Origin of the sequence: Fortiea contorta PCC 7126, from assembly GCF_000332295.1 — a bacterium.
GTDB lineage: Bacteria > Cyanobacteriota > Cyanobacteriia > Cyanobacteriales > Nostocaceae > Fortiea > Fortiea contorta.
This window is the reverse complement of the sequence record NZ_KB235930.1, coordinates 4,405,390-4,430,782: the sequence shown is the minus strand read 5'-3', so window position 1 is coordinate 4,430,782 and position 25,393 is coordinate 4,405,390. Positions and strand designations below refer to the sequence as shown.

Sequence of the window (25,393 nt, the reverse complement as noted above, 5' to 3'; positions counted from 1 at the left end):
CGACAGTCACGAGCAGCAAAAAGATTGCAGATTTGTAACATCCACAGGTAATAAGTGAATTGAAAATCAGTTAAACTCAAGCTGCAGAAGCTTTGTTGTCTTTCAGGTCAGCCAGCAGCTTAAGGAAAAACCGTTGTGGATGAACAACTGAAAAAACTGATTGATGAGGTATGCTGTCACCCAGACCCTAGTCCGGAAAGGCAGAAAGCTTTAAATAGACTGCTTTTGCTAGTGCAAAAACTTCCTGGGATTTATCAGTCTGCTCACCAAGACTACTTAGGGGCTTTGAATCAAACTTGGGAGTGGGTTAGCCGGAATATTTGTATATTTGAGGCGCGATCGCTTTCTGTGCAAAACAGTTTGGTAATTTGGATTAATGGCTATCTCAAGTGGCGGATTAAAGATTTGTATACGCCAGACAGTCAGTATCCTTTGAGTTTAGATATGCCTTTTCGCAATGATGAGGGTGACGAAATTACTTTGGGCGATCGCTTACCTACTATGTCTTTAGATTTACTGGAAATTAAAATAGCCCAAATCCAGGAAACTGAACGCCTGCGTCTTGGTAATCGCATCAGACAATATATTGAGCAGGATGCAGATGGTAAATTGACGGCTTCTCATCCTCGTAAAAACCCTGAGTGTCATTGTCAAGTTTTAGCGACGCGCTTACTTCTGCAAGCACCGCCTCATAAAATCGCCGATATTGCCAGAGAGTTAAATATCAGCAATCAAACTCTCTATTCTCACTGGAAGAGTCATTGCCTTCCTTTATTAAAAGAAATAGGTGTAAATTTTGGATACAACTATGAGTAATATAAAATCAGATATTTTAAATGTCCCTATCCCCCAAAATGCTCATCGTTGGGCTGCGGAATTTGCTGCAGAACAGGATACGCCTCAAAAGGGAAAGCAAGTTTATTTGAATACTTTGGCTGTTTATGCGGTTCACAGCTATTTTAAATGGTTGAATGTGGAAACTGCACTTAATCAAGGTGACAGTTGGCACCGAGGTTTGAGGGCGCTTTTTGATGTTGCAGATTTGGTTTTACCGGGTGTAGGTAGGCTGGAATGTCTGCCAGTGTTACCGGGCGAAGAGGCGATCGCTCTACCTCCCACCCCTGGTTCAGACCGCATCGGTTATGTATGTGTGCAATTTAATCAACAATTAGATTATGTAGAATTACTGGGTTTTGCACCGCGCCAAGAAACGACGGAATCAACGCAAATATTACAAATTGCTCAATTAAAATCTTTAGATGTGCTGATAGATACGATACATAAACGTTCAGACTTGGTAAATTTACGCACCTGGTTAGCGGGAATTTTTGAGCAAAATTGGCAATCTCCAGAGTTAGTATTTGCTAACAATTTGAGAAGCGCAAGTACCATCACCCGCAGTTCCAACTCTATCAGTCGAGCGAAGGTGATGGACTTGGGAAGACCAGTATTGTTGTTAGTGCAGTTAACCCCAACAAATAGCGAAGTTTTTGACATCCGGTTGCGAGTTTATCCGGGGGATGATGCTATTTATCTCCCACCTAATTTACAGCTAATTGTCCTCGATGCAGCGGGAAATATGGGGATGGAAGCTCAAGCGAGAACTGCAGACGATTGGATGCAATTAGAATTTAACTGCCAGCACGAAGAAAAATTCAGTGTCAAAATAATACTAGGAGAAACAAGTCTGGTTGAAGAGTTTGTTGTTTAAGAGCATCAAACACAAGGAGACAGAATGGCGATCGTCAAATTGAAATTCAGACACACTTCACCAGAAGGGTTTTCAGTCACTCTGACAGTGAAGAATTTAGATGAAGAAACAGAAGGATTTTTACCTCCATTATTACCAGAATTAACATCATCTTTCGATCAATGGCAGTCAGCTTATCGGCAAATTGACGCTGTGCGTTCTTGTGCTACATTCCGTCTTACACCCAAAAATGTGACGATTTATTCCCGTGCAGAACACACGATAGCAGTAAAAGACTATTTAAATCAATGGCTTAATTCTGGAGATAGCAGATGGCGACCGATTCGAGATCGATTAATAGCGATCGCCCAACAATTACATCAGTCAAATGAAGAAATTCGCGTTATTATTGATGCTAAAGATATTGATTTGCGCCGCCTTCCTTGGCAAGAATGGGATTTATTTGAAACCCACTATCCCCAAACGGAAATTGCTTTGAGTGCGCCGAAAAATTTAGTTCAACAAAAACCTCAATCAATTAATAAAAATACAAAAATTAGAATATTAGTTGCTGTTGGTAGAAGCGACGGTATTAATACAAAAGATGATTTAAAATTAATTCAAGATTTAGAACAAAATGGAGTAGAAGTAATTTATTTGCTCCAACCTAGTAGAAAAGAATTGCAGGCTGCACTTTGGGACGACCAAGGTTTTCATATTTTCGTCTTTACTGGGCACAGTGGGAGTCGAGAAGATGGTCAAATAGGTTGGATTGAACTCAACGATCAAGATAGCTTGAGTATTGAAGAATTTAAGGAAGCTTTGAAGCAAGCTATTCATAAAGGATTGCAGTTAGCAATTTTTAATTCCTGTGATGGTTTGGGATTAGCTAGCCAAATAGCGCAGCTACATTTACCCCAGATGATTGTGATGCGGGAACCTGTACCAGACGCTGTAGCTGTGGAGTTTTTAAAATACTTTTTTCAAGAATTTACCGGCAATAATTCCCTGTTCACCTCAGTTCAAAAAGCTCGGAAACGCCTAGAACATTTTAATTCAGATTACCCTGGTGCAATTTGGTTGCCAACACTTTGTATTCAGCCTAATGTTGAACCTTTGACTTGGAAAAAATTGTTGAATATTTCTCCCAACGAGCCAAATTCTCAGAAGTTAATTTCCTCAGAAAAACCCAAGAAAAATATTCAGCCTTGGTTATTAATTGGTTTATTAGGTTTAGTAAGTGTAGTAGTTAGTGTTCTCTATTTTATTAATAAAAGCGTCAATTCCGATTTAAATTCTGTAACCGTTCCCGAAGGTACATGGCTCTATGGCGGTAGCACATCTTGGGCACCAATTAGCAAAGATATAGACCCAGAAATCAAAAAAGTCCGTCCGAAATTTGAATTACGCTACACTCCTCCGATTAATGCTACTCCTGGTTCCGGTACAGGAATTCGGATGTTATTGGATGGACAATTAACCTTTGCTCAATCCTCCCGTCCCATCAACGATGAAGAATATCAAAAAGCTCAACCACGGGGATTTCGTCTTAAACAAATTCCTGTAGCTATAGACGGATTAGCGATCGCTGTTCACCCCGATTTAAAAATTCCTGGTCTTACCTTAGACCAAATCAAAGGTATTTATACTGGTAAAATCACTAACTGGAAACAGGTAGGTGGAATTGACCTCAAGATTACTCCTTATTCCCGTCGTTTTGAAGACGGAGGAACTGTTGAGTTTATAGTTGACAATATTCTCGGTAAAGAAATACTTGGAAGTAATGTAGTATACGTCGGGGATACGACGCAAGCCTTGGGAAAATTGATTAGCGATCGCGGTGGTATTTACTATGCTTCCGCTCCAGAAATCGTCCCCCAGTGTAAGATTAAGCCGCTACCCATCGCCAAACCAGGACAAAGTTTTGTACCTCCATACCAAGAACCTTTGATTAAACCCGAACAATGTCCCCAGCAGCGAAACAAGTTAAATATCGCAGCTTTTAAAACAGGTCAATATCCAATTACGCGCCGCATGTTTGTGATAGTCAAGCAAGATAATAACAGTTTAGAACAACAAGCCGGTGAAGCATACGCCAACATGCTATTAACAAATCAGGGACAAAAACTGATTAGCGACGCTGGATTTGTGCGTATTCGTTGAAATATTGCTGAATTTGTCAATAAAATTCCTCATAAATTTCTAGAGCTTGATTGAGATACTGAATTGCATTCAAATAATCTTTGGTCATTTTGGGATTAATTCGCTGTGCTTGATTAAAGTCTTCTCTTGCTCTTTGTGTATTTCCCAAAAGTTTTCTTCCCAGAGCGATCGCCCAAACTTGAGTTGAATCAAACGACACTCAATCCCTCAAAATTTATATTTTATCTGGTATCAAATAATTTCATAAAAGCGTCGAGAGGAGGTGTGATTAAGGTATATAACGCATCCTCACCATAAAGAAAAATCTCATGGGCTTTATAGTTTCCCTCCTCACCAGCTTGATTACAATTCTGATATATCTCAACACCAACAAGATAGCTAATGAAAGATATCGCTTGGCGGTGCGTGGTATTACTATATTGATTAGCTGTGTTGCTATCCTAGCTTCTATTTCTAGACTTTTAGTAATTGTTCCACCGGGAAATGTTGGTGTCGTCAACTTTTTTGGACAAGTTTCTGATAACACTCTCAATCCAGGTGTTCATTTAGTTAATCCTTTCGCTAAGGTACTGAATTTTTCTACGCGATTAAAGGATATGAAAGAAAACGTAGACGTGACATCTCAAGAGGGTTTGAGCCTAAATCTAGATGTCGGTTTGCAATATAAACTTGACCCGCAAAAAGCAGCGACAGTGTATAAAAACATCGGGACTGACGAAACACAATTAGTAATTTCTCGGTTCCGTTCTACCGTCCGCGCTATCACTGCGAACTACCCAGCAGCAGCTATTTACTCCACCAAACGCCAAGAAATCGCCGAAAAAATTGACCAACAACTAACTCAACAAATACCCACTTTAGGTTTTGTTGTGGAAGAAACTTTGTTGCGAAACGTCAAAATGCCTGATACATTGCAAGCGGCAATTCAAGATAAACTCAAAACAGAGCAAGAAAATCAGCAGATGAAATTTGTCTTAGAAAAAGAGCGTCAAGAAGCAGAAAGAAAACGGATTGAAGCTCAAGGCGTTGCTGATTCTCAAAAAATTATCTCTGGTGGACTGACTAATTCAGTGCTGCAATTACGAGCGATTGAAGCTACAGAAAAACTCGCGGAATCGAATAACTCAAAAATTATCATTGTTGGCTCCGAAAAAGGTGGAGTACCGATTATGATCCAGCCAGAATCAGGAAACCCAAAGCCATAAACTTGAGAGTGCGACACCATGATCAAGCGGTGCGTTACGGCAATTTATACTGGTAACACTGCTAGAGGTTTACGGGGGGGGAAAATTTGCATAGAATAATCTCACCTCAAGACTCGCAGAATTATCGATGGATTGGATTACGCTACTGCGATCGCTACAGTCGGATTTTATTCACAGGTTAGCTACTGGTTGTCTGCTGCATTGCGAAGTAGAAGGTCAACATAGTGAGCTAACGATTATATCTGGTGAGAGATTAAAAACGCTGCGGGATTTTTGCTGGTTGATGGCGGAAAAATATAAGCGTTTATCACCAGTCCGCGATGTTTTTATCAACAATCTCAAGGGAAAACTCGGTGAAGAAGTCGTCAAAGAACGGTTAGCAGATTTGATTACAGAAATTGATTATGAAAAACGATTTGGTGGCGATGGTAAAAGTGATTTTACTTTAACTGCTCAACCATCAATCGGGGTTGAGGTGAAATCTCGACACGGGCGAATTGATAGAGTCCGCTGGTCTATTAGTTCGGAAGAGGTTGAAAAAAATGCAGTTGTTGTTTGCATTTTAATTCAAGAGGAAGTGAACGAAGCGCAATCAGAATATCACTTATTTTTAGCTGGATTTCTGCCGACGAAAATGATTAAACTAAAAACAGGCAGAATTTCCTTTGGTATAGACCAATTGCTGTATGGTGGCGGATTGGCTTGCTATTTACAACAGTTCCCAACTGAGCAAATTCACTCCAATCAGGTAGTTTTATTTGAGTCTGATTTTGATGTCAGCGGCGTCAATTTCACAGGTAAAGTTTCAGCTGATCAAAATTTATCTAAAAATGCATCTCATACATTTATTCCTGACGACGAGTCAACTTTAAAATTGCCTATTCACCAAGCTGAGGTTTATTATCAACAGGGTTTAATCTGTGAACAAAAATCTGATTATTTAGGAGCGATCGCTAATTATGATCAAACAATTAACATCAACCCTAATCATGGCAAAGTTTACCATAAAAGAGGTTGGTGTTATTACCAATTAGGAGATTATGAAGCAGCGATCGCTGATTATGATCAAGCAATTAGAATTAATCCCCATGTCGCTCTTAATTATCTCCACCGTGCTGACGCTCGCTCGCTCATGGGAGACAATCAAGGAGCAATTGAAGATTACACGGAAGCTATCAAAATTAATCCTGATTATGCTTTAAGTAATACGAATAGTAACATTGCTCGTTATTTGCTCACAAATCAACAAAAATTTAATCAGGCTATCAAGCTGAATCCTCATGATGCTGTTGCTTATAAAAATCGTGCTGATGCTCGTTATGATTTAGGAGATTATGAGGGAGCAATTGCCGATTACACTCAAGTAATCAAGATTAATCCTCATTATATTGATGCTTATAAAAATCGTGCCGATGCTCGTTATGATTTGGAAGATTATGAGGGAGCAATTGCCGATTATACCCAAGTAATCAAAATTAATCCTCATTATATTGATGCTTATTATCAGCGCGGGCAGACCTTTTTGGCTATGGGAGAGCAACAGCGATCGCTTACAGATTATCAAAAAGCTGCAGATTTATATTGGCGCGCAGGTAAGCTATCAGAATACAACGATGTGCGGCAAAAAATATTAGATTTAGAAATAGCAGCATCAATAGATATTTTAAACTTTTAAATAGGTCGCTACTATAGCAAGGATTTTTTATATTAGACATTTCTAGAAATGAGCTCAGGGCGAACGCCTTAACCAGCTGAGGGCGAACAGCCGTTCGCCCCTACATTGCGCTCAACATTTCTTTGTTCAACTCTCCAATTCATCTATCGTTTTGGGAACTCCAGCAGTTAAAACTTCATTTCCTGTGCTGGTAACTAAGACATCATCCTCAATGCGAATCCCAATCCCCACCCAGCGGGGGTCTGTGACTGGCTGGTCTTCAGCTAATTTAGTATCGGGAACAATATACAATCCTGGTTCCACAGTCAGCACTTGACCTAGTTGTAAAATCTGTGATTGCTCCTCACCGTACTGGTAAACGCCGACATCATGCACATCCAAGCCTAACCAATGACTGGTACGGTGCATGTAATATGGTTTATATTTTTCTTCAGTAATGAGATTGTCAAGCTCGCCTTTGAGAATTCCTAGTTCCACTAAGCCTGCGGTGATGACGCGGACAGCGGTATCATGGACTGATTTAAAGGTGTTACCGGGTTTTACTTGAGCGATCGCTTGTGTTTGGGCTGCTAAAACTATTTCATATAATAGCTTCTGCTCTGCACTAAACTTGCCACTAATCGGAAATGTCCGCGTGATGTCTGAGTTGTAATGCTGATAGTCGCAACCAGCATCAATCAATAGCAAATCTCCATCCTGCATTTGGCGGTTGTTCTCGATGTAGTGCAACACGCAAGCATTGGTACCAGCAGCGACAATAGAAGTATAAGCCGGTCCCGCAGCACCCCGACGGCGAAAGATGTGTTCTATTTCCGCTTGTACCTCATATTCATAAAGTCCAGGTGCTGTAAACTCCCTGGCGTAATTGTGCGCTGTGGTGGCGATCGCTGCTGCTTGACGCATCAATTCTAATTCCGATTGACTTTTAATCAATCTCATGCTGTGGAGGATAGGGCCTGGGTCTTCGATAGCGATGGGGCCTGTACCGCGTTTAGGATAAGTTTGCAGCAGATTTTGGTAATGTTCCAAGACTGTATGATTAAAAGGGCGATCGCGTCCTAGATGATAATAAAGGCGATCGGCCTTTTCCAAATATTGCGGTAACTTCTCATTCAATTCAGCGATCGGATAAACTGCATCTGCACCATAAATCTCTTTAGCCGCTTCTACTCCGCAGACATAACCAGTCCACACTTCTTTTTCCCGATCCTTGGGTTGCACAAACAAGATAAACTGGTATTCTGCGTGATGCGGCGCTAACACAGCCACCGCTTGTGGCTCTGGAAATCCAGTCAAATAGAAAAAATCGCTATCCTGACGATAAGCATGTTCTGTGGTTGGCGCACTGCAAAAAATTGCTGTTCCATTGCCAATTTTTGACATTAATTGCTGACGACGTTCCCGATATTCTGCTTGCATAGCTGCTGGAAGTTGCACATTCTGGTGATATCTTAGCGTCTACTCACGACAAATTGCACACATCACACTTATTGTTACTAATATTTGCCGTAGGCAACATTTTGTCGATAAATGATGACATAAATCAAAATTTTTTCACAGTGATTATTTACAGCTTGCCAAATTTTAGAAAATCCTTTATGGCAAATATTTTTTGTTCACAAAAGCTGACATTTATATTTTTAAAATGATTGCCCCACAAAATTTAATTAATGAAAAATGTTATTTAATCACAGAAATCAATCCAATTAAAGAGTTAAAACTCTTATGACACCTAACGATAAAAACCACATGTTAGAGAGCCAAAACCCATCAGTATTATCTTTGGATACCAACAATTGGGCAAGACAATCTTTGCAATTTACCAATCAATTATCAGAAAATCTTGGTGATTTAAGTTTGAGTTCTTTTAGTGGACGCAGCAGTTCCACAGCAGAAAATCCAAGCACCACACCAACATTACCAAACATCCAATTACCATTGGTGGGAGCTAATCCTAATCCCAATCCTTACTTAACTAGTGCTGCAATTGTGCCTGATTTTAACGGTGACGGTAAAACCGATAAAGTTTGGGTTGATCAAACAACCGGTGAATTGAAAGTGAGGCTGATGAATGGTTCATCAGTGATTGCTGAGGGTTCCAACAAAGATAATGGTGATGTCAAAGGAACTCTGGGCGCTATTCAACTAACCCCCACCACAACTTCCAAAATTGCTGATTTCAACGGTGATGGTAAGACAGATTTACTGTTGCGAGATCAATCCACAGGAAGAAATCAAATTTTCCTAATGAATGGCGTAGACGCACCGACCGTCATCGCTTTAGACTCAGTTGACGCCGCTTGGACTCCCTTAATTGGTGATTTCAATGGCGATCGCAAAACCGATATTTTCTGGCGCAACACCAAAACAGGTGAAAACGCCATTTGGCTGATTGATGCTACCCAACCCCAAGCCGTTACCAGCGCCACCGTCATCGATGCCCAAGACGCCACCTGGAATCCCACAATGGTTGATTTTGACGGTAATGGCAAAACAGACATCTTCTGGCGCAGCACAGCAGGAGAAAACAGCGCTTGGTTCATGGATGGGACACAAGCCAATAAGAGCGCATTAGAGACGCTAGATGCAAACTGGACTTCCAGCGTCGGCGATTTCAACGGCGACTATAAAACAGACATCCTCTGGCGCAACAATCAAACAGGCGAAAACGCTGTTTGGGTAACGAATTCTCTGTTACCAAATAACATCTTCTTCACCACTGGTTCTCTAAAAACTCTCGACTCCAACTGGAAATCTAACATTGGTGATTTCAACGGCGACGGTAAAACCGATGTTTTCTGGCACAATGAAGCCACCGGAGAAAACACCTCTTGGCTGATGGATGGTACAGCACTCACCACCGAAACCTTCCTCTCACCCACTTCCACATCTTCAAAAGCGTCCTTTGGTGACTTCAACGGTGACGGTAAGACAGACATTTTCTGGCGCGATTACGCTGGTGGCGCCGATGAAGTTTGGACAACCAACGGTAACGGTACAACAGTAACCAGAACCCCTGTAGCAGATAAAGATAAGCTTTCTCCAGTTAAACTCGGAGGAGACGGTCAACCAGTATTGGGCGCAGACGGTAAACCCATCCAACAATGGATCACTTTCTAACCATTAATTCCTAGCCAATTTTCCCAAAAACTACGCCAAAAGACGCGGCGTGGAAATCATTCTGAATCCGGAACACACAACAAACCAAGGTGAATCTACTACCTCAAAATTGTAGAGACGCGTAATTATGCGTCTCTACAAAATAGAAAAAACAATGCCGACGAATTAGTTAAAATTTATAACTCAAAGTTTGAATTACACTGCTTTCTGGTAAGGTACCAGGAGTAATATTAATAGTGTCATTTTCACCGCGACGCACCGTGGTTCCTTGCATCACAGTGAGAAATTCATCGACTGGAGAAAGATCGCAGGTAGCTGTATCCGCTGCTGCTGTGCGGTAGTGAGTAGGAATCACCAATTTGGGGTTTAAAATCTGAATTGCTTGCTTGGCTTCCTGAGGAGTGTAAGCTTTAGCGCTACCCCCCACGGGAATCAGCGCCACATCAGGACGCCCCATGAGGATTTTCTGCTCAAAGGAAATGGGCGCAGCAGCGCCTCCCAAGTGGAGGATACTAATTCCTTCTTGCTTCCAACTCCAAGCAGTATTCATCCCGAATTGTTTACCACCTTTGCGATCGTGGTCTATACTGAACCCTTGGATCTTAATACCTTTAAACTCATAAACTCCCGCTTCATAAATCAGTTTAGGATTTCCCGGTAATCCATCCACAGCACCTTCATCTAGCAGTTGACTGCTAATCAGTACTAAATCAGCCTCGACTTTCGGCGGACGATACTTTGCAGTACAACCAATCGTCCGAAATGGATTGACAAGAACTTTCACACCGCCACCCGTAAACAGAAAGCAAGTATGACCCAACCACCGCACTGATAAACTACTAGATTGTGCATCAGCTGGAAATTCAGATTTTAAGGTAGTCAAAACAGTTCCTACCAGCCCCGCCCCAGCATAGCCTATCAACTGTCGTCGTTTCATTAATTACTCTCTCGACTGTAATTGTTCCAGAAAGTTTCGCAGTAGCTGTTTACCTGAAGACGTCAGGACACTCTCTGGGTGAAACTGGACGCCTTGGATGTGACGATAGTTCCGATGTCGCACGCCCATAATCGTACCATCTTCAACCCAAGCAGTAATTTCTAACACATCAGGGCAAGTTTCCCGGTCAATCACCAAACTATGATATCTGGTTGCAGTGAGTGGATTTTCTAATCCTTGGAAAACCCCGACCCCGGTGTGAGACACCTGAGAAGTTTTGCCATGCATCAACTCTGGAGCTGGGATAATTTTACCACCGAATACTTGACCAATACTCTGATGTCCCAGACACACTCCCAAAATTGGCAAATGAGAACCTAATTGTGCAATTAAATCTAAAGATATACCGGCGTCTTCTGGCCGACCTGGCCCTGGGGAAATGACGACAACATCAGGATTTAAGGCTTGAATTTCATCTATGGATATTTTGTCGTTACGAAAAACTTGGATATCTTCTGCAACCGAGAACTCTACCGCTAGTTCTCCTAGATACTGCACTAAGTTATATGTAAAACTATCGTAATTGTCTATAACAATAATCACGGCTGATAACTCCCTCTTTTCTACTACTCATCCCTTCTGGCTTAATTGTCACTAAATTTTAACTGCTGTAAATGTCATCAAAGTACCAAAAATCGCGGGAAGTTTGGTTGTCAAGAAGATTTACCCAGCCGATATGGATAGCAGTCGCTTTACAATATTCGATTTTGCTAAAAGTATGGGAGAGGAATTGTACATCAAAAATGGTGTGCAATGGAGAGGGGTCAGCAGCCACATTTACAAAGCCGAGACGATCAAGTGGGCGAGGGGGGGGAGTAAGAGTATACCTGCTACTAATACAGCGACTAGGGCCGAAATTAACACAGCACCGGCAGCACAATCTTTAGCAATTTTTGCCAATTCATGGTAAGTTTGCTTCACAGTTAAGTCAACCACTGACTCAATGGCGGTATTGAGTAACTCTAGAGCCAAAACTAAACCGCTGGTGATGCCGATAACTGCTATTTCCACAGCTTGCAGATGCAAAAAGATGCTCAGAGCGATCGCTAAACCACAAACACTGACGTGGATGCGGAAGTTACGCTGCGTCTGGAAACCATAAACGATTCCAGCCCAAGCATAGCGAAAACTTACTAATATATTAGAGGCTACTTGCCAGGATAATTCCCGTTCTTTGGCCACAAGTGTGGGTAAGCAGTTTGTCGATGTTGGTGGCGGTGAAACTTTTTGGGACATAGGCTTAAAAATCCAGAGTCAGGGTAGAAAAGCTGGGGATATGGGCCGATTTTAATAGTCTGATAAAGTTTTGGGCAATTTCCTACAGAAGTCTTACGAAAAGATCACTAAATATTTAAATTTACGGTCATAAGGTTAGTACTTATTCTATGTCAATAGTGATACTTATTGCCTTCAGTAATATTACTTGCTGAATCAGCATATGCATCAAACTTTCTTCATCAGGATGATCCCAACCTAAAAGGTGCAGTAAACCGTGAGCAGCTAACCAAGCTAGTTCTGTTGACAGATTATGTTGTTGTTGTTGAGCTTGACGTTGGGCGGTATCTACGGAAATCACGATATCACCTAGATACAACGGCTCAGAATTCAGCAGTTCTTGATTTTCAGGAAAATCAACTTCTAAAGCCGGAAAAGACAAAACATCTGTTGGTCGATTTTGATGACGGAACTGGGCGTTGAGAGTTTCAATTTCTGCGTCGTTTGTCAAACGCAGTCCAATTTCGTAGCCTGATGCTGTCGGTAAATCATCTTCTAGGATTTGTAACCACTGATTAAACCAATTTTCCCAAGTCTCGGTGGTTAGAGGAGCAGAGTCATCCCCAAAATTTATAGATGCTTTTGGGGACAACTCATCAAAATAATTCTGTACGTCTAGTTCAACAAGCACTTTCTTGATAATGGGGGTGAGGGACTAGTACAAAAAGGCTGAAGTATGAAGTATGAAACCAATCAATTTGTATATTAAGTTTTGTTGAAGATGTGTTTTGTCAGCGGGTGAGGTATGCAAGACCGACAAAGACAGCTAGAAGCCCCAAAGTGGTCAGCGCAAAATGCTTGAGAGAAGTACCACCCTTGCGTACCATGTTTCGCATGGCGAGTTTCACATAGCTGGGTTGGCGTTCTTTGACCTGAGAGTCACTCATGATGATTTAGTCACAATCTCTTTCACATATAAATGTAACAGCTAATGAAGGATGAAGGATGAAGGGTGAAAGATGAAGTATGAAGCAACTGGGGTTGCGTGTCCGGGCGGGGAGATGTAAAACTTTTGCAGACGATGAAGGTAATTGAGTAAATTAGCTATGGATTATTTGCCAATAACTGAACTAGCGATCGCTAATGGTAGTGATTTAGTAAGTTTATTACAGTTCCCATTTATGCAGCGAGCGATCGTCGGTGCAGTGTTGATGGGAATTTTGGGCGGGTTGTTGGGTAGTTTTGCGACTCTGCGCCAGCTATCTTTTTTTAGCCATGCTGTCGGTCACGCAGCGTTAGTTGGTGTAGCTTTGGGTGTGCTCTTGCAGGTGAATCCCACAGGAACCCTATTACCGTTTACCTTAGTTTTTGGTGTTGTCGTTCTCTACTTAATCGATAAAACAGATTTAGCTAGTGATAGCATCCTCAGTATTATTCTTTCAGGGGCATTAGCGATCGGCGTCATTCTCACTAGTCTAATTCAAGGATATCGCGGTAACTTGATGGCAGTGCTGTTTGGCGACATTCTCGCTATCGACGCCACGGATTTAATTTTGACGCTGCTGCTACTCATGGGAGGTAGCGTGTTTGTGTTATCTTCCCTACGACAACAAATTTTGTTGACTCTTAACCCAGATGTGGCAAAGGTTCAAGGTATCCCCATCCAATTTTATCGATATGGATTCGTAGTCTTACTATCTCTGGCTGTGGCTTTGGCAATTAAAGCTGTGGGCGTGCTGCTAGTCAACGCTTTTCTCGTCATCCCCGCATCTACAGCCAAACTCATGAGTCATAATTTTACTCGTTTTTTGGTGATGTCTGTAATTATTGGTTGTACGAGTAGTGTAGTAGGGATCATAGCTTCGGGTGTGTTTAACATAGCCTCCGGCCCTAGTATAGTGCTGGTGCAGTTTTTGGTATTCATTGCTGTTTTCATCGGGGTCAAGTTGACGGCGCAGATGGTGTAAAGTTTTTTTTGGTAAGCGCTTGCAAAATTCTGCTTGGTTTGCTATTGTTATTAATCGTGGCCAATAAACAAAGGCACAGCAAATATCCCCGCCGGGATAGCTCAGTTGGTAGAGCAGAGGACTGAAAATCCTCGTGTCACGAGTTCAAGTCTCGTTCCTGGCATAAACCAAAACCCCTTGATATCAGCTATTTCAAGGGGTTTATGCTTTTTAATCCCTGAAAAATGGAGGATCAATGTTCTAGTCTTTATGCCATTTTTAGACGGTTTTGGATACCTTTAGATACAAATTGGGTGTAAATGGTGTAGAAAAGCTACCAGACACGATATACCTTTATTAGTTTATGTGTGGAAGCACATATTAATAGCACTGCGATTGGTAGGTGAAGTGGAACTTCAGCCAAAATGATCGATAATCACTATGGTGCAACCAATTTTACAAATCTCAGACCACCTGAGCTTTCCTAAAATAGTTATGCAATTAATAGAGACATTTTCTACACGCCGATTGCTTGCTGAACGTCTGTGTTTTCAACATTTGAATGAACTTTACCGTATGCACCAAGATCAGCAAGTTATGGCGACTTTAGGTGGTGTGCGTTCTGATGAAGCAACACGGTTGTTGATTCTCAATAACTTAAATCATTGGCAACAATATGAATTCGGTTTGTGGGTCTTTCGAGATAAAACTAATCATCAATTTGTTGGTCGTGCTGGTCTTCGTAATATTAACGTAGAAGGTAATAACGAGATTGAATTAGCTTATGCTTTAATGGCTAATTTTTGGGGTAAAGGATTAGCAACAGAGATGGGTGAAGAAATATTGAAAATTGGATTTGAACTTCTAAATTTGCCTGAAATAGTCTGCTTTACACTGACAACTAACAAAGCGTCTCAACGCGTGATGGAAAAGTTAGGATTTAAATATGAACGCGACATTATTCATGCAAACCTACCCCACTTATTCTATCGATTAACAGTTTAATTATAAATTCACAAAAAAGTGTACTAGGGGCAATATTAGCTGGCATATCCGCATCACTAAGTGATATCCAACCTTTTAATAGCACCGCTATATATTCATTTTCGGTTAGGTCTACTGAACTTGATGGAAAATGGTTTTTGGAGACAGACGGGAAAACCACGTCTCCAAAAATAGAACTTAAGCAAGTCGAACGCCAGGCTGTCCACTTTCGACAATAAACGAGGCACGGGTATTGATGGGTGCATCTGGTACTGTAACCGTCGCTACTACACGGTAGTCAGTTTGCCAAACATGGGGTGTGATCTGGCAGCGGATATAGCCTCGCTGACCGTTGTAGAACTTGATGTGAGGATTTTCGGGAAGGTAGGCTTGGACTGAGGCACTGGTGTCTGCGCCATTACCACCAGAACTGATAGATGTGCAGACAAATTCGCTACCTACTGTATTAGAATCAGGCTGATCGAAGTCTAGTTTTAAATCCATAGCCCAATTGCTATGCACATCGCCGGCTAGTACAACAGGGTTAGATGGCTGACGCTCTTGCAAGAAATTTAGCACCCGCTGACGATTAGCATAGTAACCATCCCACACATCCATGTTGAAGGTCTGCCCTAGCCCGACTGTGCGATCAATTTGGGATATGATCACTTGCTGGGCGAGGATATTCCATTTGGCGTGAGAGCGGTCTAGACCTTGAAACAGCCATTTTTCTTGACGTGTGCCGGTCAAAGTAGCTTCTGGCGCGAGCGCTTCTGCACAGCGGGCTTTTTTACCATCGCCGCATGGTTGGTCTGTTCGGTACTGACGGGTATCCATGACGTTGAATTCTGCCAAATTGCCGTAGGTCAACCGCCGATATAACTTCATATCTGGGCCGATTGGCATAGTGTGAGAAAATTTGGTAGAAATAGCCAATCCGGTCATCACCCCTACCTCAACTAACAGGCGACGGCGACTCATGCGGCTTGAAAATATTTGCTCTAGCTGATGACGATCCATGAATATTTTTCCTGATGAATTATTTTATCAAATGGTAAATTTGATTACGGAAAGACCTTACCATTCAATTAGTAATTCTTGTTTCAAGAATAAGTTAAGAAGTCATTATCATCAAAATAATTTGTAATTAACAATTCATAATCGCTATTAATATGTGTTTCCACCACTATTTGATTAACCAAGAAATTATCGATTTTGGTGGTTGCTTTGTTCCAGATATGCAAAGGTAAATAACTTTTTATAAAAGTTCAGAATGCTGCTATTCAGCACTCCAAACTTTCCATTTTTTCGTTTAATTACGAATGATTAATTATTGGCTCATCATCTGGCGATCGCTCCTATAATTACAAATTCAGCTTTGAATTAATTAAGCGATTTGTATTTTTAGGTTTTTGCTGCAATTCTTCCAATTTTTGTCGCTGTTCAGATGTGAGAATTTTATCTAGTTTTTGTTTAACATTCTGCATGACTTGTTCCATTTTTGCTTTTTCTTCAGCGGTGGGAGGAATCAGCGTAACTTGGACAGGTTGACCAGCTTCAAATTGTTGTTTTTGTTCTGGTGTTAGTTGCAATTGTCGAGGTTTGATTGCTTCTAATTGAGGGCGCATTTCTTCCATAATTTCTCTCACCTGTGCCTGCTGTTCTGTCGTTAAATTGAGTTCTTCTAGTGGCGGGAATGGTGGTCTTCCATGTGGTATTTGCGCTATTGTAGGTATTAGTTGCAATTGGTTATGTACTGTTTGCGCTTGAGTGGAAAAAATTCCTGCATTAGTAAACAAAGTGATGAAGCTAATTGTGCCAGCTAAGATGGAAACAAATTTAAGTTTCATAAATATCTCCCGTGATTTGACGAACTCGAACTTCTTTGTAGTTCGATGAATTAATCTTAAGACTTTTATTGAAAGCAACGCATGGATCTAAGCTCCCAAAAACATTTGCAACTAACGTCATGAAATTAAATAGGACTTTAGTACTAAGCTGAAATTATGCGATCGCTACCAAAGGCTCTATTAACTAAACGCTTGAAAGAGTTACAGTAAAAGTTAAACTAAAATACTCCCACTGCACTTATTACCGTGGCTCGCTCAATTAAATTCCAAACTCACCCTTTTCGCTTACTCCTTTATTTAGAGTGGATTCTACTAGGAATTACAGTATTACCAATGTTTCCTTTAGGTGAAATCTTTCAGCTAAGAAGCCTTTTTGGGATTCCACCTGCGCCACATGGTCTACCATCACCTTTTTCTTCACTAACAATCCTCAGCATTTTTGGATTTGGATTGATGGGGTTGAAATTACCTAAGCGTCAAATTGATAAGTTGCTTTACACAGCTTTGGAATTGGGACTAATTTTAATTGCTACAGATATAGGAGGGCGCAATAATAATTTTTCTTTACTCTATCTAATTGTAGTAATTCGTAGTTGCTTAATTTTCTCACCCCAAGGTCGGTTAATAGTTGCTGGGTTGGTATTTATTTCATTTTTACTAACTTCATTTATTCCTATTTTCAATATTTCTTCTCTACAAGCACCAATTATTAAACCTATGCCCGGTCAATCAATGCCTTGGGCGATCGCACCACCACCACCCCCAAGACCACCAGCTCCATTACGATACCAAATTACTGCTGATGAAGTTAAATTTTTGATGTTGAATCTCACATTAAATACAGCTTTATTATTTGGTTTAGTGTTAGTATTTGTGTTGTTATTAGTTAATGCTTTATTAGCAGAACGTCAAAGTAGGCAAAAACTAGCCCAAGCCCACAATCAACTACAACAATATGCTTTGCGGATTGAAGATCAAGCAACTCTACAAGAACGTAATCGCATAGCTCGCGAAATTCATGATTCTTTAGGGCATTATTTAACGGCTCAAAGTATCCAATTAGAAAATGCTATGTTATTTTGCCAAACCAATGTAGAAAAAACGGAAATATTTTTAACCGCAGCGAAAAAATTAGGATCGAATGCTCTCAAAGAAGTGCGCCAATCTGTTGCATCTCTGCGTGTTGACCCTCTACAAGGTCAATCTTTAGAAAATGCGATCGCCAATTTGCTGCTTAATTTCCAAAACATGACCAATATACAGCCAAATTGTTGTGTTAACATATCACAATCATTGACTTCCGATGTTAGCACAGCCAGTTATCGTATTATTCAAGAAGCATTAACTAATATTTACAAGCATAGTCAAGCAACGCAAGTAACATTAGAATTGCAAACGGAAGCAGGAATGTTATCCCTATTAGTAGAAGATAATGGTCAAGGCTTCAATCCTGAACAGAATACCACAGGTTTTGGACTCCAAGGAATGTTAGAACGCACCTTAGCTTTAGGAGGAAAATTGCAAATTATCAGTCAACCAGCAGATGGTTGTCGAATTCAAGCTATCATGCCAATTCTTAACAGGTGAAGCGATTGGAGAATGCATCCCTCAGCCTCAATCCCCAAGCCAGCACGCCGATAATTCGGCTACTATTAGTAGACGATCAAACCATCGTTCGTCAGGGATTAAAAAGTTTACTAGAGTCACAGCCAGATTTGCAAGTAATCGCAGATGCAGAAAACGGTCAACAAGCTTTAAAGCAAATAGAAATGTTGTCTTCAAAGTTACAGCAGCCAGATGTAATATTGATGGATATCCGGATGCCTGTAATGGATGGTGTCGCTGCTACCCAGATTGTTAGCCAACGCTACCCTAGCATTAAAATTCTCATATTAACTACCTTTGATGATGATGAGTATGTATCACAAGCTATGCGCTTCGGCGCCAAAGGCTATTTACTAAAAGATACCTCTTCTACTGATTTAGCAGTTGCTATCCGGGCTGTGCATCAGGGTTATACCCATCTTGGCCCAGGACTATTTGAAAAAGCTTTAAATAATCCGATATCAGTATCGACTCAGCCAGCGATACCGCCGGAATTAGCAGAACTTTCGCCCAGAGAAAGGGAAGTTTTGCATTTAATCGCCTCTGGACACAGCAATCGAGAAATTGCCCAAACCCTTTATATTACAGAAAGAACAGTTAAAAATCACGTCACTAGTATCCTCAGTCGATTAAACTTGCGCGATCGCACTCAAGCAGCAATATTTTCTACCACATTTTTATCTAATAGGCAATAGCAAAAAACTTAACAACTAACCAATAATCAATAACCAGCGATCGCTATGATGAAAGCAGAACCACACCAAAACAAATTCTTAAATAAACAATGATAGCGGTGGTTGTTGTAATTAATACTCTACTTTCTATAGTACTCCTATACATAGCTAGAAGAGTGTGGAATTTAAAGCAGCGTTTGGGGCAGATAGCAGATAAATTAACTGCTTACGAACTCTGTAGTCATGCAGTATTAAATAAAGCACCAGAAAATATTTATCATAGTCAGCAGAATATTTATTACCTACAGCAAAAAAACCAAGCCTTACAAATACAATGGCAACAAGTGCAACAAATTATTAGCTTACTGCTTCTAGGGCAGCAAATTTGGCAGCGCTATTCTGGAAAAAAAACCTTCATCAAATAAACTCAGGCATGAAAGCAATATTTTTAGATATTGCCAGGGTGCATTTAAGTAAATAAAATTATTTGAGTCTTGCAAGGGGAGAAAACCCACCTAAAATGGGTGTAAGGAGAGAAACAATCAAGATGTCTAACAACCGTTCTGGAGTATTTATTGGCGGTTTAATGGTGGGGGCGACAATTGGCGCCTTGACCGGGCTGCTCGTGGCTCCGCGCACAGGGCGCGAAACTCGTAAACTTTTGAAAAAATCTGCTGACGCCTTACCAGAATTAGCAGAAGATTTATCAACAAGTGTGCAGATCCAGGCAGACCGCTTATCTGCAAACGCATTGCGAAACTGGGATGAGACCTTGGAGCGACTCAAAGAAGCCATCGCCGCTGGTATAGACGCCAGTCAGCGCGAAGGCCAAGTCTTAAAACGACAAAATGCCGTAGAAACCAGAGCTACCGTCGCTCAAAAAGTACAAGACTCAGATTCTCTTCCCCAGCATCTAGAACGTTCATAGACCGCATAATCGTGATAGATCCCCTGTTTTGGCTGGGAATGTCCATCCTTCTAGTCACCGCCAGTCTCACTGCTGTTTTGGTGGTGGCTATACCTGCATTGCAAGAATTAGCACGAGCCGCCCGCAGCGCCGAAAAACTATTTGATACACTGGCTAGAGATTTACCACCAACTCTAAACGCCATCCGCAACACAGGTTTAGAAATTACCGACCTCACAGAAGACGTCAGCGAAGGTGTCAAAAGTGCTAGTCAAGTTGTCAAACAAGTAGATAGAAGCCTCGATGGCGCTCGTAGACAAGCCCAAAATGTGCAATCAGGTACACGCAGCTTCTTTGTTGGCGTCAAAACCGCATGGAAAACCTTCACACGGCAAAAACCTTCCAGGCGCGTGATTGAACGCCTCCCAGCCACTGAACGAGAAGCAATCAGACAAGAGTATCGCCGCACAAAACCAGAATCTCTCCCCACCATTCATGATGATTACAGTGAAACTGATAACTGGAATAACAATTTTGATGACGAAGACTGATGTTTTGGGTACCGGGAATTTGCCCTTGGTGTCAACTTCAGATCATCGCTAGATTAAATCCTCTAGATTAGAGTACAGTAAACAAGTGTAACGAACTATCACTTTTTTCGTACGCTTTTAAAACAACTTGTTCACCTCTACTGTTGATATTTGTATAAAAACGTCCATGCAGTCCTGTTTTTGGCGAAAAGTTCTCGTATCCATTGCAATATTTTTCTTGGCTGGGTCAATTTGGGTGATGTCCTCCCCAAGAGCATTTGCCTATGAAAACCCCGATTTGCTCCCTAAAATCCCGACTCCAGTTGTAGATTTAGCTAAATCGCTCACCGACGTTCAGGAAGAAAAGCTAGTTGAAGATTTAAAAAGTTTTGAAACTGAAACTGGCTGGAAATTGCGAGTTTTAACTCAATATGACCGCACACCGGGTCGCGCGGTGATTAATTTTTGGGGTTTGGATGATAAAAGTATTTTGTTAGTCGCCGATTCTCGTGGCGGTAACATCCTTAGCTTTAGTGTTGGGGATGCAGTTTATGAATTTTTACCCCGGACTTTTTGGATTGAGCTGCAAACACGCTTCGGGAATTTGTATTTTGTCCGAGAACAAGGTGAAGACCAAGCCATCCTGCAAGCTTTAAATTCAGTTAAAGGCTGCTTGCTTCAAGGTGGTTGCAACGTTGTTCCTGGACTACCAAGAGAGCAGTGGATTCTCACTCTCATTACCTCAGTGATTGGTGGCGTGATTTGTGGATTTGCGGCTCAACCTCGCAACGATAAACAAGTGGTTGCTTGGCAATGGGCTTTAATTTTTTCTCCTCTATGGGGAATTTTATTTCTCGCCTTTGGTATTGGCCCAGTAGTCACACGTACCAGTGAATGGCTACCTCTGGTTCGCAATATCTCTGGGTTTTTGATTGGTGCTTTGGTCGCCTACCTGTCCCCCGTTTTCGGCCGCCCATCTTCTAACACTGAGTCTTGATGAGAAGTAAGCACGCTAAAAGCCCATAATTTTCAGCTATGGGCATTGCTGAATCCGGTATACTCAAGGGTGGATGGAACTTCGTTGAGTGTAATTGGGGTGGAAACTCCAACAATCAGCAATGCCATTGCTTGTAAAGGCGAGATGGGAGATTTGAAAAAGTTATGCAAAATTACTTTTTCTGATTCCCAGTATTTTCTTCGCCGATGTGGTCAAGTTTGGCAACTCAGTATTCCCCTGCAGCTGATAAGCTGGAAGCTGATATCTCAAAAGCTGAACAACAATGGAATGGCACGTCACTGATGCTCAGAGTTTAGCAACGATTGATAGTGAAATTGGCAATCATGTCTTTTCTCCGGCAGAATATGAGATTGTCCGACGGGTTATATATGCGACAGCAGACTTTGAGTATAAGTCTTTAATTCGTTTTTCTGAACGTGCCTTACAAGCAGGAGCTGCAGCACTGGCGGCACGCACCACAATTGTGGTAGATGTACCGATGGTGCAGGTTGGTATCAGCGCTGTGATTCAGAACACCTTTGCTAACCCGGTTTACTGCAGTCTGGAAACCCTGACGCGCCCCCAAAAAGAACAAACCCGCGCCGCTTGGGGTATAGAAACCTTAGCCAAGCGTTATCTAGAGGGTATTTTTGTTGTCGGTCAAGCACAAACAGCATTGACAGCGCTGGTTGATTTAATTGCTGCGGAGGCGATTCGACCTGCTTTGATTATTGCTACCCCAGCAGGCTTTTTGCACGTGAATGATGCCAAAGAACGCTTGCAAGACTCTCTCGTACCGAATATTACGATTGATGGTCGTAAAGGCAGTGCGGTTGTCGCAGCTGCAGTTGTTAATGGGCTGGTAGACTTGGCTTGGCAAGCTTACGGGCAAGATGGAAGTAGAGGGAATTGAAAGTTGACTAAATACATCTGTAGTAGCACTGCGAGCGAGGACAGTGCTACTACTAAAAGTTGTATTTTATTGATGTCTGCTAACTTCTTTATATCTGATGGGCAGTTAAATAGGTTGAGCAGGATAGTTCGTAGTAGTCGTTATCTGAAGCGAGAACGCTGTCTACGACTTTGCTTGTGTCTAGCAATTGCTTTGCGCTTCTCTTTTTCTAATGGCGTCTCGAAGTGACGCTTTTTCCTCATATCTTGGAAAATTCCGGCTTTGGAAACTTCCCGCTTAAATCTTCGCAGGGCTGATTCGATTCCTTCATTTTCCCCCAGTACTACTTGTGTCATTCTCATTCCTCCTTTAATGTGGATGAATAGTTTAATACTAGAGTTAAAACAAAACATTCCAGCAGATCTGAGCCTTTGGCTTTATCTGCTGGAGACTCTAGATTTTTGGGTTTTCTGCCCTCAATTTAGTAGCGGCGATTGGTACGATTATTGTTGCCCCCCCAGCTACCACGAGGAGAATTACTTCTTTCTTCACGGGGTTTGGCTTTGTTGACTTTCAAATCACGCCCCATCCACTCTGCACCATCAAGAGCTTCAATGGCTGCTGTTTCTTGAGCGTCTGTTTCCATTTCCACGAAGGCGAAGCCACGTGGACGACCTGTTTCGCGGTCTGTTGGCAGTTGAACACGGTTTACTTTACCATACTCTGCAAAAGCTGATTTCAGGTCATCTTCAGTAACCTGATAGGATAAATTCCCGACGTAGATCGACATATAATGTCTCCGAATTCAGAGATTGTGGAGAGTTAAATTCGGAGAGACGCTTTTGAGAAATCAAAACGAATAACTCAACCGAAGATAATCTTTATATGCAGAAGTATAGCACAGCATTTGAAAACCAACTCCGTGGGAGCTGTATTTTACCAACAAAAATTTACAGCAGATGGCAAAACTTGCCATTTGTATGGTTAGTGTTCTCACTAATACATTATTACATTTTTGTGGTGGTTTGCAAGGTAAATTTTGCTCGACTAGCAATTGCTGATGGAATGGGGGTCGGAGTCTAGCATAGTGATTAATACTTGGTGAATTTGAAGATATTAATCGATAAATTTTTTAGTTTCTAGCTATTATCCCATTGTTGTAAAATCATTGTCGCTTGCCGACACAGTATTTCATGATGTTGACCATTACTAGCGAGTAATCCTCCCCATTGATTAATATCGTCGGTATTATACTGCAATGGTGTGTTGTCAAAATGAGTAAACTTACCGCCTGCTTCGGTTAAGATGAGTTCTGGGGCGGCGATGTCCCAATCTTTGGGTGCAGATTTGCCGGCAATGGAGATGTAGACATCTGCTTGTTGTTCGATGATGGTGGCAATTTTACAACCGACGCTACCGACTGCTTTGTGATTGGCAAAAGGTAAGTTTTGCAAGAGGTATTCTAATTTCTGATTGCGGTGAGAGCGACTGACAACGGCGGTAAAGTCTTCTATTTGTCTGGTGTCGGGAGTGAATGATAATTGCTGGGGTTGTCTATGGTCGCGGGTTTCGACAAATGTACCTTGACCTTTGATAGCAAAGTATAACTTTTCTGCTTCTGGGATGACGACCACTGCAAGTATGGGGCGCGTTTCCTTGACTAATGCGATGTGAACTGCATAGTCTGCGGTTTTTTCTATAAAGCCTCTTGTCCCGTCTAAGGGATCGATCATCCATACCCACTGGGAAGAATTTTCTTGATTTAGTGGTGATGTATAAGTTTCTTCACTAATATAGGCGAAATCTTCGTTGCCTAGGGCTGCTTGTAGGTGCTCTAAAATGTATTGACTGGCGGTGATGTCGGCGATGGTGACGGGTTCGTTTTGTTTGTATGCGATTTCGAGGTTGAGGTCTTTTGCTGTGCCGTGATAGTAAGATTGTAGGATATCTGCGGCTCCCCAGCCTACATGACGAGCGATCGCTAAAATTTCTGCTAGGTCTTTCATGGTTTTTACCTTTTCATCTGCTCGTGTGTCTAGAGGTTTTTTGGTTGATCATCCGGAAAACTTAAAATGGAAAGTCCAGCCAACGCCGAGTCCCAAAAGAAAGACATGCTTTACTAGCAACGATGCTGGCTTGTGTGAGTGCGTCGGTGAAACTATTTTGGAAAATGTAAGAGCAGAAAGCACCGTGAAAAATGTCGCCCGCACCTAGTGTATCAATTGGTTGTATGGGTGGGATGTTGATGATGCCGTTCTCGCCACGGGTTATGTATTGAATCGGTTGTTCACCGTGGGTAATGGCGATGTGGGGAATATTAAACTGGCGAAGATAGGCGAAGACTGCAGATGTGGTGTGACAGTCGGGAGGATAAAAATTACTAGAACAGATGGCGTAGTCAACCAAAGACAGGATTTTTTCCCAACCGGGTTTCCAACTACCTCCATCGATCACTATAGGGATATGCTGATCTTTAGCTTGTTGGGCGATCGCCTGACTAACTGCCATTTGATGTCCGTCAATCAGTACTATATCAATATTTTGCCAAATATCTGCGGGGAGGTAGGTAATTTTGGCTTGGGTTTTGACAGCATTAATCGCCACTACAGCCCGTTCACCGGTGCTTTGGGTGACGATGATGGAAGAAATTGGTGGCGCTGAGGTATGATGGGGGTCTAGGTCGGCGATCGCTACTTGATAATTTGCTAAATCTCTCCGAATTAGTTCTGTCATGGGATGGGAACCGACTACACCTAGAACTGTGGCTTGATTACCCAAATGGCTAAAAGTCACTGCGGCGTTTGTCGCTGGTCCCCCAGATGCAACACTATAGTCAGCAGCCACAATTTTTTGATTATTCCCAGGAGCAGATTCAGCTAAGTAAATTAAATCTAGAGTTACTAAGCCGACGAATAAGCCGCGTTTTTTATTGGTCATTGGTTA

Annotated in this window: 28 protein-coding genes, 1 tRNA gene and 1 pseudogene; 17 read left to right on the top strand and 13 right to left on the bottom strand. The window is 41.7% G+C overall.

What is annotated here, in order from left to right; translation table 11 throughout:
• Nucleotides 1–135: 135 nt before the first annotated feature.
• The 4 genes and pseudogenes from MIC7126_RS0120575 to MIC7126_RS32035 all read left to right on the top strand — a co-directional run bounded on the left by MIC7126_RS0120575 (nucleotide 136) and on the right by MIC7126_RS32035 (nucleotide 3,853).
• The gene (locus MIC7126_RS0120575; RefSeq protein ID WP_017655042.1) at nucleotides 136–816 is read left to right on the top strand and encodes a hypothetical protein; all 681 of its coding nucleotides are present in this window, start codon (nucleotides 136–138) and stop codon (nucleotides 814–816) included.
• Nucleotides 809–1,711, top strand: coding sequence for a DUF1822 family protein (locus tag MIC7126_RS0120570; RefSeq protein ID WP_017655041.1), 903 nt, complete (start codon nucleotides 809–811; stop codon nucleotides 1,709–1,711). Before MIC7126_RS0120575 ends, MIC7126_RS0120570 begins: the two co-directional genes overlap by 8 nt.
• A 24-nt stretch (nucleotides 1,712–1,735) precedes the next feature.
• Nucleotides 1,736–2,731, top strand: a pseudogene (locus tag MIC7126_RS32040) (CHAT domain-containing protein); the annotation flags it as partial.
• A 177-nt stretch (nucleotides 2,732–2,908) separates the two neighbouring features.
• Complete coding sequence (locus MIC7126_RS32035; protein ID WP_420795566.1) at nucleotides 2,909–3,853, top strand: PstS family phosphate ABC transporter substrate-binding protein; 945 nt, start codon at nucleotides 2,909–2,911, stop codon at nucleotides 3,851–3,853.
• Between the two features lie 16 nt (nucleotides 3,854–3,869).
• On the opposite strand, the gene MIC7126_RS0120560 is transcribed toward MIC7126_RS32035, so the two are convergent.
• Nucleotides 3,870–4,052: a hypothetical protein gene (locus tag MIC7126_RS0120560; protein ID WP_017655039.1), complete on the bottom strand. Its 183-nt coding sequence runs from the start codon at nucleotides 4,050–4,052 to the stop codon at nucleotides 3,870–3,872.
• 109 nt (nucleotides 4,053–4,161) lie between these two features.
• On the opposite strand from MIC7126_RS0120560, the gene MIC7126_RS0120555 reads away from it, so the two are divergent.
• Both MIC7126_RS0120555 and MIC7126_RS0120550 read left to right on the top strand, forming a co-directional pair.
• Entirely contained in the window at nucleotides 4,162–5,058 is an 897-nt protein-coding gene (locus tag MIC7126_RS0120555; RefSeq protein WP_017655038.1) for a prohibitin family protein, read from the top strand.
• A gap of 127 nt (nucleotides 5,059–5,185) precedes the next feature.
• Nucleotides 5,186–6,733 (top strand): tetratricopeptide repeat protein, encoded by a 1,548-nt coding sequence (locus tag MIC7126_RS0120550; RefSeq protein ID WP_017655037.1) that lies wholly within the window; start codon nucleotides 5,186–5,188, stop codon nucleotides 6,731–6,733.
• A gap of 126 nt (nucleotides 6,734–6,859) precedes the next feature.
• Here the strand turns inward: MIC7126_RS0120550 and MIC7126_RS0120545 are convergent, their stop codons facing one another.
• Nucleotides 6,860–8,152: an aminopeptidase P N-terminal domain-containing protein gene (locus MIC7126_RS0120545; RefSeq protein WP_026100421.1), complete on the bottom strand. Its 1,293-nt coding sequence runs from the start codon at nucleotides 8,150–8,152 to the stop codon at nucleotides 6,860–6,862.
• 306 nt (nucleotides 8,153–8,458) lie between these two features.
• Here MIC7126_RS0120545 and MIC7126_RS0120535 point away from each other — a divergent pair, with 306 nt between their 5' ends.
• The gene (locus MIC7126_RS0120535) at nucleotides 8,459–9,853 is read left to right on the top strand and encodes an FG-GAP repeat domain-containing protein (RefSeq protein WP_017655034.1); all 1,395 of its coding nucleotides are present in this window, start codon (nucleotides 8,459–8,461) and stop codon (nucleotides 9,851–9,853) included.
• A 169-nt stretch (nucleotides 9,854–10,022) separates the two neighbouring features.
• Here the strand turns inward: MIC7126_RS0120535 and MIC7126_RS0120530 are convergent, their stop codons facing one another.
• The 5 genes from MIC7126_RS0120530 to MIC7126_RS28885 form a co-directional block, all read right to left on the bottom strand.
• Nucleotides 10,023–10,790 (bottom strand): MBL fold metallo-hydrolase, encoded by a 768-nt coding sequence (locus MIC7126_RS0120530; RefSeq protein WP_017655033.1) that lies wholly within the window; start codon nucleotides 10,788–10,790, stop codon nucleotides 10,023–10,025.
• 3 nt (nucleotides 10,791–10,793) lie between these two features.
• On the bottom strand, nucleotides 10,794–11,393 hold the full coding sequence (locus tag MIC7126_RS0120525; protein WP_017655032.1) for an anthranilate synthase component II: 600 nt from the start codon (nucleotides 11,391–11,393) through the stop codon (nucleotides 10,794–10,796).
• A 234-nt stretch (nucleotides 11,394–11,627) separates the two neighbouring features.
• Complete coding sequence (locus MIC7126_RS0120520) at nucleotides 11,628–12,086, bottom strand: diacylglycerol kinase family protein (protein WP_017655031.1); 459 nt, start codon at nucleotides 12,084–12,086, stop codon at nucleotides 11,628–11,630.
• Nucleotides 12,087–12,228: 142 nt separating this feature from the next.
• Entirely contained in the window at nucleotides 12,229–12,756 is a 528-nt protein-coding gene (gene ybeY, locus MIC7126_RS0120515; protein WP_017655030.1) for an rRNA maturation RNase YbeY, read from the bottom strand.
• 100 nt (nucleotides 12,757–12,856) lie between these two features.
• Nucleotides 12,857–13,012 (bottom strand): DUF3285 domain-containing protein, encoded by a 156-nt coding sequence (locus MIC7126_RS28885; RefSeq protein WP_017655029.1) that lies wholly within the window; start codon nucleotides 13,010–13,012, stop codon nucleotides 12,857–12,859.
• 159 nt (nucleotides 13,013–13,171) lie between these two features.
• Between MIC7126_RS28885 and MIC7126_RS0120505 the strand changes: the two genes are divergently transcribed.
• The 3 genes from MIC7126_RS0120505 (at nucleotide 13,172) to MIC7126_RS0120495 (ending at nucleotide 15,016) form a co-directional block, all read left to right on the top strand.
• On the top strand, nucleotides 13,172–14,032 hold the full coding sequence (locus MIC7126_RS0120505; RefSeq protein ID WP_017655028.1) for a metal ABC transporter permease: 861 nt from the start codon (nucleotides 13,172–13,174) through the stop codon (nucleotides 14,030–14,032).
• A 90-nt stretch (nucleotides 14,033–14,122) separates the two neighbouring features.
• Nucleotides 14,123–14,195: transfer RNA gene (locus MIC7126_RS0120500), tRNA-Phe, on the top strand.
• Nucleotides 14,196–14,452: 257 nt separating this feature from the next.
• Complete coding sequence (locus tag MIC7126_RS0120495) at nucleotides 14,453–15,016, top strand: GNAT family N-acetyltransferase (RefSeq protein ID WP_017655027.1); 564 nt, start codon at nucleotides 14,453–14,455, stop codon at nucleotides 15,014–15,016.
• A gap of 177 nt (nucleotides 15,017–15,193) precedes the next feature.
• Here MIC7126_RS0120495 and MIC7126_RS28010 read toward each other — a convergent pair whose 3' ends face one another.
• Both MIC7126_RS28010 and MIC7126_RS28680 read right to left on the bottom strand, forming a co-directional pair.
• Nucleotides 15,194–16,015, bottom strand: coding sequence for an alkaline phosphatase D family protein (locus MIC7126_RS28010; RefSeq protein ID WP_017655026.1), 822 nt, complete (start codon nucleotides 16,013–16,015; stop codon nucleotides 15,194–15,196).
• Between the two features lie 344 nt (nucleotides 16,016–16,359).
• Nucleotides 16,360–16,845: a Spy/CpxP family protein refolding chaperone gene (locus MIC7126_RS28680; RefSeq protein WP_017655025.1), complete on the bottom strand. Its 486-nt coding sequence runs from the start codon at nucleotides 16,843–16,845 to the stop codon at nucleotides 16,360–16,362.
• 246 nt (nucleotides 16,846–17,091) lie between these two features.
• Here MIC7126_RS28680 and MIC7126_RS0120480 point away from each other — a divergent pair, with 246 nt between their 5' ends.
• The 7 genes from MIC7126_RS0120480 (at nucleotide 17,092) to MIC7126_RS0120445 (ending at nucleotide 22,471) form a co-directional block, all read left to right on the top strand.
• Nucleotides 17,092–18,432 carry a sensor histidine kinase gene (locus tag MIC7126_RS0120480; RefSeq protein ID WP_017655024.1) on the top strand — a complete coding sequence of 447 codons (1,341 nt, stop codon included), beginning with the start codon at nucleotides 17,092–17,094 and terminating at the stop codon, nucleotides 18,430–18,432.
• Nucleotides 18,433–18,482: 50 nt separating this feature from the next.
• A complete protein-coding gene (locus tag MIC7126_RS0120475) occupies nucleotides 18,483–19,145 on the top strand; it encodes a response regulator transcription factor (protein ID WP_026100419.1) in 663 nt (220 codons plus the stop codon).
• A 155-nt stretch (nucleotides 19,146–19,300) separates the two neighbouring features.
• On the top strand, nucleotides 19,301–19,549 hold the full coding sequence (locus MIC7126_RS0120470; RefSeq protein WP_338010321.1) for a hypothetical protein: 249 nt from the start codon (nucleotides 19,301–19,303) through the stop codon (nucleotides 19,547–19,549).
• A gap of 122 nt (nucleotides 19,550–19,671) precedes the next feature.
• Nucleotides 19,672–20,052: a YtxH domain-containing protein gene (locus MIC7126_RS0120465; protein WP_017655021.1), complete on the top strand. Its 381-nt coding sequence runs from the start codon at nucleotides 19,672–19,674 to the stop codon at nucleotides 20,050–20,052.
• Between the two features lie 38 nt (nucleotides 20,053–20,090).
• A complete protein-coding gene (locus MIC7126_RS0120460; RefSeq protein WP_017655020.1) occupies nucleotides 20,091–20,582 on the top strand; it encodes a hypothetical protein in 492 nt (163 codons plus the stop codon).
• A 166-nt stretch (nucleotides 20,583–20,748) separates the two neighbouring features.
• Entirely contained in the window at nucleotides 20,749–21,558 is an 810-nt protein-coding gene (locus MIC7126_RS0120455) for a TPM domain-containing protein (protein ID WP_026100417.1), read from the top strand.
• Between the two features lie 283 nt (nucleotides 21,559–21,841).
• Nucleotides 21,842–22,471: a precorrin-8X methylmutase gene (locus tag MIC7126_RS0120445; protein ID WP_017655017.1), complete on the top strand. Its 630-nt coding sequence runs from the start codon at nucleotides 21,842–21,844 to the stop codon at nucleotides 22,469–22,471.
• Between the two features lie 140 nt (nucleotides 22,472–22,611).
• Here MIC7126_RS0120445 and rpsU read toward each other — a convergent pair whose 3' ends face one another.
• From rpsU to MIC7126_RS0120425, 4 genes are all read right to left on the bottom strand, one after another.
• Nucleotides 22,612–22,806 carry a 30S ribosomal protein S21 gene (gene rpsU, locus MIC7126_RS0120440; RefSeq protein ID WP_026100416.1) on the bottom strand — a complete coding sequence of 65 codons (195 nt, stop codon included), beginning with the start codon at nucleotides 22,804–22,806 and terminating at the stop codon, nucleotides 22,612–22,614.
• A 125-nt stretch (nucleotides 22,807–22,931) separates the two neighbouring features.
• On the bottom strand, nucleotides 22,932–23,240 hold the full coding sequence (locus MIC7126_RS0120435) for an RNA recognition motif domain-containing protein (protein WP_017655015.1): 309 nt from the start codon (nucleotides 23,238–23,240) through the stop codon (nucleotides 22,932–22,934).
• A 349-nt stretch (nucleotides 23,241–23,589) separates the two neighbouring features.
• Nucleotides 23,590–24,456, bottom strand: a complete 867-nt coding sequence (locus tag MIC7126_RS0120430) for a 3'(2'),5'-bisphosphate nucleotidase CysQ family protein (RefSeq protein WP_017655014.1) — start codon at nucleotides 24,454–24,456, stop codon at nucleotides 23,590–23,592.
• A 61-nt stretch (nucleotides 24,457–24,517) separates the two neighbouring features.
• The gene (locus tag MIC7126_RS0120425; RefSeq protein WP_017655013.1) at nucleotides 24,518–25,387 is read right to left on the bottom strand and encodes a sugar kinase; all 870 of its coding nucleotides are present in this window, start codon (nucleotides 25,385–25,387) and stop codon (nucleotides 24,518–24,520) included.
• Nucleotides 25,388–25,393 lie beyond the last annotated feature (6 nt).